This window comes from Xanthomonas sp. fls2-241-TYG-148, assembly GCF_030208815.1.
GTDB classification, from domain to species: Bacteria; Pseudomonadota; Gammaproteobacteria; order Xanthomonadales; family Xanthomonadaceae; genus Xanthomonas; species Xanthomonas campestris.
Genome location: NZ_JARVTE010000002.1, coordinates 39,794 through 54,766, shown reverse-complemented (window position 1 = coordinate 54,766; position 14,973 = coordinate 39,794). Strand labels below are relative to the sequence as shown.

Annotated in this window: 12 protein-coding genes; 11 read left to right on the top strand and 1 reads right to left on the bottom strand. The window is 65.9% G+C overall.

What is annotated here, in order from left to right:
- Positions 1-37 precede the first annotated feature (37 nt).
- The 11 genes from kdgD (at position 38) to QRM60_RS04965 (ending at position 13,895) form a co-directional block, all read left to right on the top strand.
- Complete coding sequence (kdgD, locus tag QRM60_RS05015) at positions 38-955, top strand: 5-dehydro-4-deoxyglucarate dehydratase (protein ID WP_076053965.1); 918 nt, start codon at positions 38-40, stop codon at positions 953-955.
- A complete protein-coding gene (locus tag QRM60_RS05010; RefSeq protein WP_115556680.1) occupies positions 955-2,535 on the top strand; it encodes an aldehyde dehydrogenase (NADP(+)) in 1,581 nt (526 codons plus the stop codon). The genes kdgD and QRM60_RS05010 overlap by 1 nt, the downstream gene beginning before the upstream one ends.
- Positions 2,536-2,649: 114 nt before the next feature.
- Entirely contained in the window at positions 2,650-4,014 is a 1,365-nt protein-coding gene (locus QRM60_RS05005) for an MFS transporter (RefSeq protein WP_343237645.1), read from the top strand.
- 19 nt (positions 4,015-4,033) lie between these two features.
- Positions 4,034-5,389, top strand: a complete 1,356-nt coding sequence (gene gudD, locus QRM60_RS05000; protein WP_285445740.1) for a glucarate dehydratase — start codon at positions 4,034-4,036, stop codon at positions 5,387-5,389.
- A 77-nt stretch (positions 5,390-5,466) separates the two neighbouring features.
- Entirely contained in the window at positions 5,467-6,738 is a 1,272-nt protein-coding gene (locus QRM60_RS04995) for an OprD family porin (RefSeq protein WP_050912061.1), read from the top strand.
- A 33-nt stretch (positions 6,739-6,771) separates the two neighbouring features.
- Complete coding sequence (garD, locus tag QRM60_RS04990) at positions 6,772-8,313, top strand: galactarate dehydratase (protein ID WP_228431145.1); 1,542 nt, start codon at positions 6,772-6,774, stop codon at positions 8,311-8,313.
- 138 nt (positions 8,314-8,451) lie between these two features.
- Positions 8,452-8,832, top strand: a complete 381-nt coding sequence (locus QRM60_RS04985; RefSeq protein ID WP_011038342.1) for a RidA family protein — start codon at positions 8,452-8,454, stop codon at positions 8,830-8,832.
- 18 nt (positions 8,833-8,850) lie between these two features.
- Positions 8,851-10,992, top strand: a complete 2,142-nt coding sequence (gene recG / locus QRM60_RS04980; protein WP_115571811.1) for an ATP-dependent DNA helicase RecG — start codon at positions 8,851-8,853, stop codon at positions 10,990-10,992.
- A 130-nt stretch (positions 10,993-11,122) separates the two neighbouring features.
- Positions 11,123-12,061 carry a nucleoside hydrolase gene (locus QRM60_RS04975; protein ID WP_042597623.1) on the top strand — a complete coding sequence of 313 codons (939 nt, stop codon included), beginning with the start codon at positions 11,123-11,125 and terminating at the stop codon, positions 12,059-12,061.
- Positions 12,062-12,133: 72 nt separating this feature from the next.
- Entirely contained in the window at positions 12,134-12,376 is a 243-nt protein-coding gene (locus tag QRM60_RS04970; protein ID WP_011038339.1) for a type B 50S ribosomal protein L31, read from the top strand.
- Between the two features lie 229 nt (positions 12,377-12,605).
- Positions 12,606-13,895, top strand: coding sequence for a citrate synthase (locus QRM60_RS04965; RefSeq protein WP_016944651.1), 1,290 nt, complete (start codon positions 12,606-12,608; stop codon positions 13,893-13,895).
- A 122-nt stretch (positions 13,896-14,017) separates the two neighbouring features.
- Here the strand turns inward: QRM60_RS04965 and QRM60_RS04960 are convergent, their stop codons facing one another.
- Positions 14,018-14,668 carry a hypothetical protein gene (locus tag QRM60_RS04960; protein ID WP_042597625.1) on the bottom strand — a complete coding sequence of 217 codons (651 nt, stop codon included), beginning with the start codon at positions 14,666-14,668 and terminating at the stop codon, positions 14,018-14,020.
- Between the last annotated feature and the right edge of the window lie 305 nt (positions 14,669-14,973).

Below are 14,973 nucleotides of genomic sequence, written 5' to 3'. Positions count from 1 at the left end.
TAGCATCACTCCACCCCCGCCTAGGACCGTTCGCCTCATGAGCAGCAGATACACACCTTCGGAAATGGCCCAAGCGCTTGGTGCCGGGCTCCTGTCGTTCCCGGTGACGCATTTCGATGCCGACATGGCCTTCGACGAGCCCGCCTACCGCAGCAATCTGGACTGGCTGTCCTCGCATCCGGCCGCCGGGCTGTTTGCTGCCGGCGGCACCGGCGAGCTGTTTTCGCTGACCCTGGACGAAGTGGACCGCGCAGTGCGCGCGGCCGTGACCCAGACCGCCGGGCGCATGCCGGTGATCGCGCCGGCCGGCTACGGCACCGCGATTGCCGTGGCCATGGCGCAGGCGGCCGAGCATAACGATGCCGATGGCATCTTGCTGTTTCCGCCGTATCTCACCGAATGCGATGCCGACGGTGTGGCCGATCATGTCGAGCGCGTCTGCAAGGCGACCTCGCTGGGCGTGATTGTCTACGGCCGCGCCAATGCCCGGCTCGATGACGTGGCGCTGGCGCGGGTGGCCGAGCGCTGCCCCAACCTGGTGGGCTACAAGGACGGCATCGGCGATGTAGACCGCATGACGCGTATCTACGCGCGGCTGGGCGATCGCCTGCTCTACGTCGGCGGGCTGCCGACGGCCGAAACCTTTGCGCTGCCGTACCTGGAAATGGGGGTGACCACGTATTCGTCGGCCATCTTCAATTTCCTGCCGGAATGGGCGCTGTCGTTCTATGCGGCAGTGCGTGCGCGCGATCACGCCACCATCTATCGCGAGCTCAACGACTTCGTGCTGCCGTACACCGTGCTGCGGAATCGCCGCGCCGGCTATGCGGTGTCGATCGTCAAGGCCGGCATGCGTGCCGTGGGTCGCCCGGCCGGCCCGGTACGTACGCCGCTGGCCGATCTGACCGAAGACGAATTCGCCCAGCTCACGCAGCTCATCGGAGGGCGCCGCTGATGCACGCGATCCTGGGTGAATCGTTGATCGGCCAGCGCAGCGTGCAGGGCGCCGGCGTTGCCTTGCAGGGCGTGGACGCGACCACGGGCGAGGCGCTGCAACCGGTGTTCGGCTCGGCCACCGCGCCGGATGTGGAGCAGGCCTGCGCGCTGGCGCAAGCGGCCTTCGATCCGTACCGCGAGACCACGCTGGAGGCACGTGCGCAGTTTCTGGAGACCATCGCCGAGCAGATCCTGGCCTTGGGCGATGGCCTGATCGAACGGGCCATGCGCGAAAGCGGCCTGCCGCGTGCACGCCTGGAAGGCGAGCGTGGGCGCACCGTGGGCCAGCTGCGCCTGTTCGCCAGCGTGGTCCGCGAAGGCAGCTGGCTGCAGGCGCGCATCGACCCGGCACTGCCGCAACGCACGCCGTTGCCGCGTGCAGACCTGCGCCAGCGGCACATTGCGCTGGGGCCGGTGGCGGTGTTCGGCGCCAGCAATTTCCCGCTTGCGTTTTCGGTGGCCGGCGGCGACACCGCCTCGGCGTTGGCGGCCGGCTGCCCGGTGGTGGTCAAGGCGCACAGCGCGCATCCGGGCACCTCCGAACTGGTGGGCCGCGCGATCCAGGCGGCGGTGGCGCAATGCGGGTTGCCGGAGGGTGTGTTCTCGCTGTTGTTCGATGCCGGGATTGAGATCGGCGCGCAACTGGTCGCCGATGCGCGGATCAAGGCGGTGGGGTTCACCGGCTCACGAGCTGGCGGCATGGCGCTGGTCAAGATTGCCTCCGCACGCCGCGAGCCGATTCCGGTGTATGCGGAAATGAGCGCGATCAACCCGGTGTATCTGCTGCCGCAGGCGTTGCAGGCACGCGCACCGGATCTGGGCAAAGCGTTTGTCGGCTCGCTGACCTTGGGCTCCGGCCAGTTCTGCACCAATCCCGGTCTGCTGCTGGCGATCGATTCGCCGGCGCTGGATGCGTTCATCGCATCGGCAACGCAAACACTGCAGGCGGTGTCGCCGGCAGCAATGCTCACCGCAGGCATCGGCCAGGCCTATGCGCAGGGCGTGCAGCGTCTGGCCGCGCATCCGAAGGTCAGCACACTGGCACGTGGTGCCGCACCGGAAGCCGGGCGCTGCCCGGCGGCATTGTTCGGCACCGATGCCGACGCATTTTTGGCCGATGAAGCGCTGCAGGCCGAAGTGTTCGGCGCATCCTCGCTGCTGGTGCGCTGCAAGGACGGCGCGCAGTTGCGTGCGCTGAGCGAACACCTGGAGGGGCAACTCACCGCCACCGTGCACATGGCGGCGGACGACATGGCGCTGGCCGCATCCCTGCTGCCGGTGCTGGAGCGCAAGGCCGGCCGCATCCTGTTCAACGATTGGCCCACCGGTGTGGAGGTCTGCCACGCCATGGTGCACGGCGGCCCGTTCCCGGCCACCTCCGACAGCCGCAGCACCTCGGTGGGCACGCTGGCGATCGACCGCTTCCTGCGCCCGGTCTGCTACCAAGACCTCCCGGCCGAACTGCTGCCCGCGGCCGTGGCAGATGGCAATCCACTCAAGTTATGGCGACGCGTCGATGGCGCGCTGGGACACGACTGAGCACGTTGCACACGCCCATGCCTGAGGCATGCCGGAGGAGGGTCCGGCACGCCATCCCCAGGCGCCCTGAAGTATCGAAGCGCATTGCGCTTCCATCGTCATAGGTGAGGAACGATGATGGCTCCCGATTCGAAGACAGTTCCGCGCAGGCGTTATCTGATCTTGCTGATGTTGTTCGTGGTGACCACGATCAACTATGCGGACCGCGCCACCTTGTCCATTGCCGGCTCCGCCGTGCAGGACTCGCTGGGCATCGATGCACTGCAGATGGGTTTCATTTTCTCGGCATTCGGCTGGGCCTACGTGGCCGGGCAGATTCCGGGAGGCTGGTTGCTCGACCGCTTCGGCTCACGGCGCGTGTATGGCCTGTCACTCCTGACCTGGTCGCTGTTTACCGTGCTGCAGGGATTCATCGGCTGGGTGCCGGTGGCCTGGGCGGTCACCACCTTGTTCGTGCTGCGCTTTCTGGTGGGCATCGCCGAAGCGCCCTCGTTCCCCGGTAATAGCCGCATCGTGGCGGCGTGGTTTCCCACGGCCGAACGCGGCTTGGCCGCCTCGATCTTCAACTCCGCACAGTACTTCGCCACCGTGGCCTTCGCGCCGCTGATGGGCTGGCTGGTGCATGCCTGGGGCTGGGAGCACGTGTTCCTGGTGATGGGCGCGGCCGGCGTGCTGCTGGCCGCGCTGTGGAGAAAGACGATCTATGCACCGCGCGAGCATCCGCGCTTGTCGGCGCAGGAACTGGAGTACATCCAGCGCAACGGTGCATTGGTGGACATGGAGCAACGCAACACGCCTGGCCAGCACGTCAAGGGAGCGCAATGGCATTACGCCAAGCAACTGCTGGGCAATCGCATGTTGCTGGGCGTGTACATCGGCCAGTACTGCATCACTACGCTGACGTATTTCTTTTTGACCTGGTTCCCGGTGTATCTGGTCAAGGAGCGTGGCATGTCGATCCTGGAAGCAGGCTTCGTTGCCTCGCTGCCGGCGGTGTGCGGCTTCATCGGCGGCGTGCTGGGCGGTTACGTGTCCGATCGCATGGTGCGGCGCGGCTATTCGCTCACCGTGGCGCGCAAGACGCCGATCGTGGTTGGCATGTTGATGTCGGTGACGATGATCGGGTGTAACTACGTGCAGGCCGAATGGATGGTGGTCGGCTTGATGGCGCTGGCGTTCTTCGGCAAAGGCATCGGCGCGCTCGGCTGGGCGGTGGTGGCCGATACCTCGCCCAAGGAAATCGCAGGGCTCTCGGGCGGCCTGTTCAACACCTTCGGCAACATGGCCGGCATCACCACGCCGATCGTGATCGGCTACATCGTCTCCACCACCGGCACCTTCGAGTGGGCCCTGGTGTTCGTTGGATTCAATGCCTTGCTGGCGGTGGTGTCTTACCTGGTGGTGGTCGGCCAGATCAAGCGGGTGGAGCTGAAGGCGCCGCCCGGCGGCCCGTCCATGCCCCTTCCTGCAGCGCTGTGACTCACGCGGAGATCCTTCAATGAACATCCATTCTTCAAGTGCGCGCAGCAGCGCGACACCACGCATCACCGACGTGCGCGTGGTGCCGGTCGCCGGGCAGGACAGCATGCTGTTGAACCTGAGCGGCGCGCACGCACCGTACTTCACCCGTAACGTGCTGGTGCTACATGATTCCTCCGGGCGCATCGGCGTGGGCGAAGTGCCGGGCGGCGAGGCGATTGCCGCGCTCTTGCGCGAGGCCGCCGGGTTGATCCTTGACCGGCCCATCGCCGACTACCAGCGCATCCTCAACCAGGTGCGCTCAACCTTTGCCGACCGCGACAGCGCGGGCCGTGGCCTGCAGACCTTCGATCTGCGCATCACCATCCATGCGGTCACCGCGATCGAGTCGGCATTGCTGGACCTGCTTGGGCAATCTCTGGAGCAACCGGTGGCCGCGTTACTGGGCGAAGGCCAGCAACGCGACGCGGTGGATGTGCTTGGCTATCTGTTTTTTATCGGCGACCGCCGCAAAGCCAGCGTGGCCTACCGCGATGGCAGCGGCGCGCGTGATCGCTGGGAATCGCTGCGCGACGAGGAAGCGTTGACCCCCGAAGCCGTGGTTGCACTGGCGGAGGCGGCCTACGACAAATATGGCTTCCGTGATTTCAAGCTCAAGGGCGGCGTGCTGCGCGGCGAGCAGGAGATCGAGGCCATCCGCGCCTTGCATGCACGCTTCCCGCAGGCGCGTATCACGCTCGACCCCAATGGCGCGTGGTCGCTGGAGCAGGCCATCGCGCTGTGCCGCGATCTGCACGGCGTGCTGGCGTATGCCGAAGACCCATGTGGTGCGCAGGATGGGTATTCCGGGCGCGAAGTCATGGCCGAGTTCCGGCGTGCCACCGGCCTGCCCACAGCCACCAACATGATCGCCACCGACTGGCGCCAGATGGGCCACGCCATCCAGCTGCAATCGGTGGATATTCCATTGGCCGATCCGCATTTCTGGACGCTGCAAGGTTCGGTGCGTGTCGCGCAAATGTGTCGCGATTGGGGCCTGACCTGGGGTTCGCATTCCAACAATCACTTCGATATTTCGCTGGCCATGTTCACCCACGTGGCCGCCGCCGCACCCGGGCGCGTAACGGCGATCGATACGCACTGGATCTGGCAGGACGGTCAACGTCTGACGCACGCGCCGTTGACAATTGCAGGGGGCCAGATCCAGGTGCCTGCCAAACCGGGCCTGGGCATCGAGCTGGACATGGACGCACTGGATGCGGCGCATCGCACCTATCAGAGCCTGAGCCTGGGTGCCCGCGACGACGCGGCAGGCATGCAGTGCCTGATTCCAAACTGGGCATTCGACAACAAGCGTCCGTGCCTGGTGCGCTAGCTGTGGCGTCGCAGGCCAACACGGGTGCATTGCGCCAGGTTGCATGCACTGCTTCACCACCGCGGAGGGCGGTTGACATGAAACACGTACTGGCACTCGGCAGCGCCGCGCTGCTGGCGGTTGGTGCCGCCGGGCGCGCACGCGCACAGGCACCGGACGATGGGTTCTGGGATGGCGCGGGCGTGGACGTCACTGCGCTCAACTTCTATTACAACCGTGACTTCCGCAGTGGCGAAGGGCAGGGCAAGCGTGCCGAATGGGCGCAGGGCTTCGTGGTGGATGCCAAGAGCGGCTATACCCGCGGTCCGGTCGGTGCCGGCCTGGATCTGCTCGGCATCGGCGACTTCAAGCTCGATGGCGTGCGCGCCGAGGGCGGCACCGGCTTGCTGCCCAATAACGACGATGGCACTGCGCAACACGCGCTGATGCGGGTGGCGCCCACACTCAAGCTGCGCGCCTCGCAAACCGAATTGAAGTGGGGCAGCTTCATTCCCAACGAGCCGCTGGTACGCGCCAGCATCACCCGCATCATGCCGGAGACGTTTCAAGGCGTGACGCTGGAATCCAAGGACGTGCCCAAGCTCGATCTGCTGCTCGCGCGTTTCACCAGTGCCTGGTATCGCGACGGCGATTCACGCGTGCCGATCACCTTGACCAACAAGAACCGCCGTTTTCTGGGGACCCCGGATGCGGATGCGTTGAATCTGGTGTCGGCCACCTACAGCGTTGCGCCCGGCACGCAGCTGCGCTATCAGGGCGCGCTGATGGAAGACATCTACCGCCAGCAGCTCTACAACCTGATCCAGACGCACGCCTTCGGCAAGGATCAGTTGCGTGTAGACCTGCGCTATTTCCGCACCGATGACGTCGGCCAATCGCGTGCCGGGCCAATCGACAACCGCATGTTCAGCAGCATGGTGTCCTGGCGCACTGGCGGGCATGAATTCGGCGCCGGCTATCAACGCCTGTCCGGCCCCAGCGCCATGCCCTGGCCAGGCGGTACCGACGGCAATGTCTTCAACTGGACCTTCATCAACGACTTTCTCGAACGCGGCGAGCGCAGCTGGCAGTTGCGCTACAGCATCGATGGCAAGAGCATCGGCATCCCCGGGCTCAGCGTCATGGCGCGCTACATCCACGGCGATGACGCGCGGCCTGCGACCTATGCGGGCGAAGGCCGCGAGTGGGCGCGTGACGTGCTCACCACCTACCGGTTTCAGAGCCCGCGTCTCAAGCATTTCAGCGTGATCTGGTTCAACGGCACGTTTCGCTCCAACTACCAGCGCAACGTCGACGAGAATCGATTGATTCTGCAATACAAGCGCCAGTTCGATACGCCTGGCCAGTGATGTTCCTCCCCCTGTTTGCAAGGTAAGCCCATGATGTCCGCCACCCAGCAACTGCCGCGCTGGCTCAGTCTGCAAGCGCATCCTCAGGACAACGTCGCCATCGTCGTCAACGATGGCGGTGCGCCGCCGGGCGCCACGTTCCAGGACGGGATGACCGCGATCGAGCACATTCCGCAAGGTCACAAGATTGCATTGCAGGCGCTGCGCAAGGGCGCGGCAGTGCGCCGCCTGGGCGCGGTCATCGGCACTGCGGCCGACGACATCGCACGCGGCGCCTGGGTCAGCGAGCAGTTGCTGGAGATGCCCACCGCACCGGAACTGGCAGCACTGGATCTGACGCCGCAGCCACCGGCTGCCGCCGCGCCGCTGGAGGGGTATACGTTCCAGGGCTATCGCAATCGCGATGGCAGCGTCGGCACCCGCAACATTCTCGGCATCATGACCAGCGTGCAGTGCGTGGTGGGGGTGCTGGGCCATGCGGTTGCGCGGATCCGCGCCGAACTGCTGCCCAAGTATCCCAATGTCGATGACGTGGTGGCGATCAATCATGTCTACGGCTGCGGCGTGGCCATCACCGCGCCCGAGGCCATCATTCCCATCCGCACGCTGCGCAATATCGCGCGCAGCCCCAACTTCGGCGGGCAGGCGTTGATCGTGGGCCTGGGCTGCGAAAAACTCGCGCCCGAGCGACTGCTGCCGGACGATGCCAGCGCCGACGACAGTGGCATCTATCGGCTGCAGGAGGCCAGCCTGGGCTTCGCCGACATGGTTGGCTCGATCATGCAGATGGCCGAAGAACGGCTGCGCCACCTCGACACCCGCCGCCGCGAAACCGTGCCGGCCAGCGAGCTGGTGGTGGGCATGCAATGTGGTGGCAGCGATGCGTTTTCAGGCGTCACTGCCAACCCGGGCCTGGGCATCGCGGCCGACCTGCTGGTGCGTGCCGGCGCGACCGTGATGTTTTCGGAAAACACCGAAGTGCGCGATGGCATCCACCTGCTGGTGCCACGCGCCGCCAATGCCGAGGTCGCCAAGGCGCTGGTGCGCGAGATGGCCTGGTATGACGCCTACCTGGCGCGTGGCCAGGCCGACCGCAGCGCCAACACCACCCCGGGCAACAAGAAGGGCGGGCTGGCCAATATCGTGGAAAAGGCGATGGGCTCGATCGCCAAGTCCGGCTCGTCACCCATCAACGGCGTGGTGCCGCCAGGAGAGCGCGTCAAGGGGCGCGGCTTGCAGTACTGCGCCACGCCGGCCAGCGATTTTGTCTGCGGCACCTTGCAGGTGGCCGCCGGCATGAACCTGCACGTCTTCACCACCGGGCGTGGCACGCCGTACGGGCTGGGCATGGTGCCGGTGATCAAGGTAGCCACGCGCACCGAGCTGGCGCAGCGCTGGTCCGATCTGATGGATATCGATGCCGGTGGGGTGGCGAGCGGGGCCAAGACACTGGACCAACTCGGCTGGGAACTGTTCCAGCGCTATCTCGATGTAGCCAGCGGGCAGCGCACCTGGACCGAGCAACACCGCCTGCACAACGACCTGGCCTTGTTCAATCCGGCGCCGATCACCTGAGCGCCGGCTGCCGAGGACGGCCGATGGCCGCCGAGCGCTGCCGCGTAGGGCGCGTCGGCGGCGGGGCACGCTGCCATGGCCCGTGCCTGGCGTGCGCCGATACAATGGGCGTTCGTTTTCAGTGTTGACGGAGTTCCCATGTCCCAGATCATCCATACCGATCAGGCGCCTGCCGCCATCGGTCCGTATTCCCAGGCCGTGCGTGCCGGCAACACCGTGTATTTTTCCGGGCAGATTCCGCTGGACCCGGCCACCGGCGAGATCGTGCCCGGCGACATCGGCGCGCAGGCGCGGCGTGCGTTCGACAACCTCAAGGCCGTGGCCGAAGCGGCGGGCGGCTCGCTCGACAAGATCGTACGTTTGGGCCTGTACCTGACCGATCTGGGCCAGTTCGCCGCCGTCAATGCGGTGATGCAGGAATACTTCCAGGCGCCGTTCCCGGCGCGCTCGACCATTGAGGTGTCGGGCCTGCCCAAGGGCGCCGGCTTCGAGGTCGACGCAGTGATGGTGCTCGACTGACCGAAGGCGCGATTCGCCGTGCCGCGCGCGCGTTCCGTCACCCCAAGCCTGGCCGTCGCTGGCCAGGCGCCGCTTTCCAGCTTGCCCGGGGTCGGCCCGAAAGTGGCCGAGAAATTTGCCGCGCGCGGCATTCTCAGCCTGCAGGATCTGTGGCTGCACCTGCCGCTGCGCTACGAAGACCGTACCCGCCTGACCACCATCGCGCAGTTGCAGGGCGGGGTGCCGGCGCAGATTGAAGGGCGTGTGGAGGCAATGGAGCGCGGCTTCCGCTTCCGCCCGGTGTTGCGCGTGGCGATGTCGGACGACTCGTACGGCACGCTGGTGCTGCGCTTCTTCCACTTTCGCGCGGCCCAGGTTGCGCAGTTTTCCCCGGGCACGCGGTTGCGCGTGTTTGGCACGCCCAAGCCCGGCCAGAATGGCTGGGAAATCGTCCACCCCAGTTACCGCGTCCTGGCGCCGGATGAAGATGCGGGCCTGGGCGATTGCCTGGACCCGGTGTATCCGGTGCTGGAAGGTGTCGGGCCGGCCACGCTGCGCAAGCTGATCGGCCAGGCCTTGGAGCGCTTGCCGCCGGAGGCCGCGCTGGAACTGCTGCCGCCGCACTGGCTGCAGGACGAACAGCTACCGTCGCTGCGCAGCGCGCTGCTGACCATGCATCGCCCACCGGTGGACACCGACCCGCAGCAACTGCTGGCCGGCGGACATCCGGCGCAACAGCGATTGGCCATCGAAGAACTGCTGGCGCATCAAGTGAGCCTGCGCCGTCAACGCATCGCGCTGCAGCGCTTCTGCGCACCGCAGTTGCACGGTGGCCGCTTGGTGCAGCAGTTACGCAAGGCCTTGCCGTTTCAGCTCACCGGCGCGCAGCAGCGCGTGTTCGAGCAGATTGCCCACGATCTGGCGCAGCCGGCACCGATGCTGCGGTTGGTGCAGGGCGATGTGGGCAGCGGCAAGACCGTGGTGGCGGCGCTGGCCGCGATGCTGGCGGTCGAACACGGCAAACAGGTGGCCCTGGCCGCGCCCACCGAGTTGCTGGCCGAGCAGCATCTGGCCAACCTGCGTGGCTGGCTGGAACCGCTGGGCGTACGCATCGTCTGGCTGGCCGGCAAGGTCACCGGCAAGGCGCGCGCCGCGGCGATGGCCGAAGTAGCCTCCGGGCAGGCACAGGTGGTGGTGGGCACGCATGCGCTGATGCAGGACGCGGTGGTCTTCCACGATCTGGCGCTGGCCATCATCGACGAGCAGCACCGCTTCGGCGTGCATCAGCGCCTGGCGCTGCGCGACAAGGGCGCGGCTGCCGGCAGCGTGCCGCATCAACTGGTGATGACCGCCACGCCGATCCCGCGCACGCTGGCAATGGCGGCCTACGCGGATCTGGACGTCTCGGCCATCGACGAACTGCCGCCCGGCCGCACGCCGGTGCAGACCATCGTGCTGAGCGCCGAGCGCCGGCCCGAGCTGGTGGAGCGCATTCGCGCGGCCTGTGCCGAAGGCCGGCAGGCGTACTGGGTCTGCACCCTGATCGAAGAAAGCGAAGACACCGACAAGGGCGCGCAGAACGGCCCACCGCGCATCGAAGCACAGGCCGCGCAGGTCACCTTCGAAACGCTCTCGGCGCAGCTGCCGGGCGTGCGCGTGGCGCTGGTACACGGGCGCATGAAGCCGGCCGAAAAGCAGCAGGCCATGCTGGATTTCAAGCAGGGCCGCACCGATCTGCTGGTCGCCACCACCGTGATTGAAGTGGGCGTGGATGTGCCCAACGCCTCGCTGATGATCATCGAGAACGCCGAGCGTCTCGGCCTGGCCCAGTTGCACCAGTTGCGCGGGCGGGTCGGGCGCGGCGCGGCGGCGTCCAGCTGCGTGCTGCTTTACCAGGGCCCGCTGTCGCTGATGGCGCGCCAGCGGTTGGAGACCATGCGCCAGACCAACGATGGCTTCGTGATTGCCGAAAAGGATCTGGAGCTGCGTGGCCCCGGCGAGTTGCTGGGTACGCGCCAGACCGGCCTGGCGAGTTTCCGCATCGCCGATCTGGCCCGCGACGCCGGCCTGCTGCCGCGGGTGCAGGTGCTCGCGGAGCGCTTGCTCGACGAAGCGCCGGAGATCGCCGACCGCGTGGTCGCACGCTGGATCGGTGGCGCAGTGCGGTATGCGGCCGCCTGAGTGGCGGGGATTGGGGATTTGGGAGTGGGGATTCGTCAGAGCGGAGGCTGCTGCGGCCTGTGCGTTCGCGTGGCCGGCCGATCCTTGCGAAGATGCGACAACGAATCCCGAATGACCAATTCCGAATCCCATGACAAAAAAGATACCGCTGCTGATCGACACCGACCCGGGCGTGGATGACGCGCTGGCGCTGCTGATGGCGTTCAACGACACCCGTCATGACGTGGTCGGCCTGACCATCGCCGCGGGCAATGTCGGTCTGGAGCACACCGTGCGCAATGCGCTCAAAGTGTGCGAGGTGGCCGGTCGCGCCGATGTGCCGGTGTATGCGGGCTGCCCGCAACCGCTGCTGCACCCATCGGTGGACGCGGCGCATGTGCATGGCATCGACGGCTTCGGCGATGTCGGCCTGCCGCCGGCCGCGCGGGCTGCGGACGCCGAGCATGCGGCGCTGGCCATCCTGCGGCTGTCGCACGTGCATGCAGGCGAGTTGCTGCTGGTGGCACTTGGCCCACTGACCAACCTGGCCCTGGCGCTGACGCTGGACCCGACCCTGCCACAGCGTGTGGCGCGGCTGGTGGTGATGGGCGGGGCGCTGACCGGGCACGGCAACATTACCGCCGCGGCCGAATTCAATATCGGCTTCGACCCGGAGGCGGCGCATATCGTGTTCCGCGGGTTTCCGCAGTTCGATGTGGCCGATTGGGAGGCGACCGTCGCGCACGGCCTGCTGCACCGTGATGTGGAGCAGTGGCTGGCGGCTGATTCGCCGCGTGCACGCTTCTACGAAGAAATCTCCCGCAAGACCCGGCTGTGGTCGGAGGACAGTCGTGGCGAGTACTGGTATGCCGCAGACGCGTTGGCGATGGCCTTCGCTCTGCACCCGGACGGCGCGCAGCGCCTGGAGCAGCGGCCGGTGCATATCGAACTGTCGGGAACGCACACCCGCGGCATGACCCTGGTGGACTGGAACCGGCAGGGCGGGGCGGCCGACAACGCCACCCTGTTGCTGGACTACGACCGCCAGCGCTTCTACGGCCTGGTCGGGCAGGCGCTGGCGGCCGGCTAGGTCCCGGCTTGCACCGGGTGCCGGGCGGTGGCTATAATGCCCGGCTTACCCAGGCAGCCCGGCGCCAAGTCCATGAAAGATAACGTTCATCCCAGCTACAACGACGTCGTCTTCCACGACGTGACCTCGGATTTCAAGATCCTGACCCGTTCCACCATGAGCTCGAAAGAGACCGTGAAGTGGGAAGACGGCCAGGACTATCCGCTGATCAAGGTGGAAATTTCCTCCGCATCGCACCCGTTCTATACCGGCAAGCACAAGGTGATCGACACCGGCGGCCGTATCGACAAGTTCCAGAAGCGCTACGCGCGCTGAGCTTGCAGGACGGGCTGTACCGGCAACGGCCGCGCATTGCGCGGCCGTTGTTTTTTGGGGAATTCCCGCTTCGCTTTTGCGCCCCTGACGGGTGCGTCTACGACTTCTGTCCAAGCGACGGCCAAAATGCTGCTGTGCGATAATGACGTGATCCGAGGCGATGCCTTGGACTTCCATCACGTGCCTGCCCATGTGGGATCAGGCGCCTTCCACTGAAGGAGCGTACACAGTGTCCGATCTTGATCAGGTCACGCTCAACGCCGGCGACAAGTCGGTCGTTCTGCCGGTTCTCAAGCCCACGTTGGGCAATGATTGCGTCGATATTTCCAAGCTGACCAAAGAAACCGGTCTGTTCACCTACGACTCGGGCTTCACCGCCACCGCCAGCTGCAAGTCGGCCATCACCTACATCGATGGCGACAATGGCGTGCTGCTGTACCGCGGCTACCCGATCGAACAGTTGGCCGAGAAGTCCAGCTTCCTGGAAGTTTCGTATCTGCTGATGAACGGCGAACTGCCGACGGCGGACGAATTCAAGAAGTTCGACCACGAAGTGACGCATCACACGATGATGCATGAGTCGCTGAAGAACTTCCTCGGCGGTTTCCGCCACGATGCACACCCGATGGCCATGCTGGCCGGTTCGGTGGCCTCGCTGTCGGCGTTCTACCACGACACCCTGGACCTCAACGATCCGGAGCAGCGCCGTCAGGCCGCCATCCGTCTGATCGCCAAGGTGCCGACCCTGGCTGCTGCGGCGTACCGTTACTCGATCGGCTGGCCGATCCGCTATCCGCGCAACAACCTGAACTACGTCGACCGCTTCCTGCACATGATGTTCGAAGTGCCGAGCGAGCCGCTGGAGATCAACCCGGTCGTTGCCAAGGCGCTGGATCTGCTGTTCATCCTGCACGCCGATCACGAGCAGAACGCCTCGACCTCGACCGTGCGTCTGGTCGGTTCGACCGGTGCCAACCCGTACGCGTCCGTGGCAGCCGGTATCACCGCGCTGTGGGGCCCAGCACACGGTGGCGCCAACGAAGCCGTGCTGAAGATGCTGGAAGAGATCGGCACCGCTGACAACGTCGAGTCCGCCGTGGCCAAGGCCAAGGACAAGAACTCCTCGTTCCGTCTGATGGGCTTCGGTCACCGCGTCTACAAGAACTTCGACCCGCGCGCCAAGATCATCCGCGAGATGACCCACAAGGTGCTGGGCGAGCTGGGTGTCAACGACCCGCTGCTGGAAGTTGCCCTGAAGCTGGAAGAAGCCGCGTTGAAAGACGACTACTTCGTGCAGCGCAAGCTGTACCCGAACGTGGACTTCTACTCGGGCCTCATCTACAAGGCGCTCAATATCCCGGTGGAAATGTTCACCGTGATGTTCGCCATCGCACGCACCGCCGGCTGGGTGTCGCATTGGCTGGAGCAGCAGGTGGACCCGGAGATGAAGATCGGCCGTCCGCGCCAGATCTACACCGGCTACGACAAGCGCGACTATACCGACGCCGGCAAGCGCTAAGCGCCCCGGAGTTGGTTGTTTGACCAAACGCCCCGCATTGCGGGGCGTTTTGCGTTGCGGCCTGGAGTGCTGTGGGCAGTGCCGGGCCGGTCCTGGCGCGATGCAATGGTGCGGTCTGCTGCTTACCGCAGTGGCTGCACGTAACCCTGGATCTCTTCGTCCGCCAGCAACTGCCGCAACTGCGCTGCAGAGGCGCGTGCCATCGGTTTTTCGTCCAGCTGCGATAGCGGTGCCTGGCGCAGCGCGTCGTAGGGCAGCACGGTCAGGTCGAATGTCAGCTCTTCGGCACTGAACAGCCAGACCGGAAAGTCACCGCTACGTTCGCGATCCAGGCGCAGGCGCCGCGTGCGCGCCTCGGCAGGGATGCGGTGTTCTTCCAGAAAGCGCTGTACTGCATCGGCATCGTCACTGTGCAACTGCACTTGCACCGGCGCATTGGCATCGGCGGTGCCGTCCAGTACCGGGCCGGTCAGCCGTGGCTGGAATGGGCTGAGGAAATCCAGCGCGCGCAGTGCGGCCTCGCGCCGTTGCCGCAAGCGAACGCCATGCTCGGGGCCGGCGAACAGACGTTGATACTCACGCAGCGCGTCTTCGATCTCGCGGTTGCGTGGCAGTGATGCATCGTCGTGGATGCCGAGCCGGCTGGCCGCCTTGAGTTTGGCTTGATGGAAATCGCGGATGCCGCCTTCGGCCATCAGTCGGGCGGCCTCATGGGCGAGCCGGTGACGGCGCTCTCGGGTACGCGTGTCGGCATGTTGGCGTGCGTGATGCATGGCCGGGCTCCCCTGTCTGAACCTGACTTCGACTCTACACGAGCGTAGTGAAGTTGCCGATGACAATCGTTGGGGCGGTAGCGCCGCCTGGACGCGGCGTTGGCAGGTGATCGGCTACCGCGCTCTGGCATCGCATGGGCGCTGCGCGCGGCGGCGATGAAACCATCCGGTGCGGGTCATACAAGGCGTGGCGAACGCTGGCGTCCGCAGCACGGATAGGAACTGTGGGGCGTCGCGCAGACGTTCAGTGCCGGCACTGAGTTGGCCCAGGTAGCGTGCATGTCCTGGGCGTCGATAACGCAGCG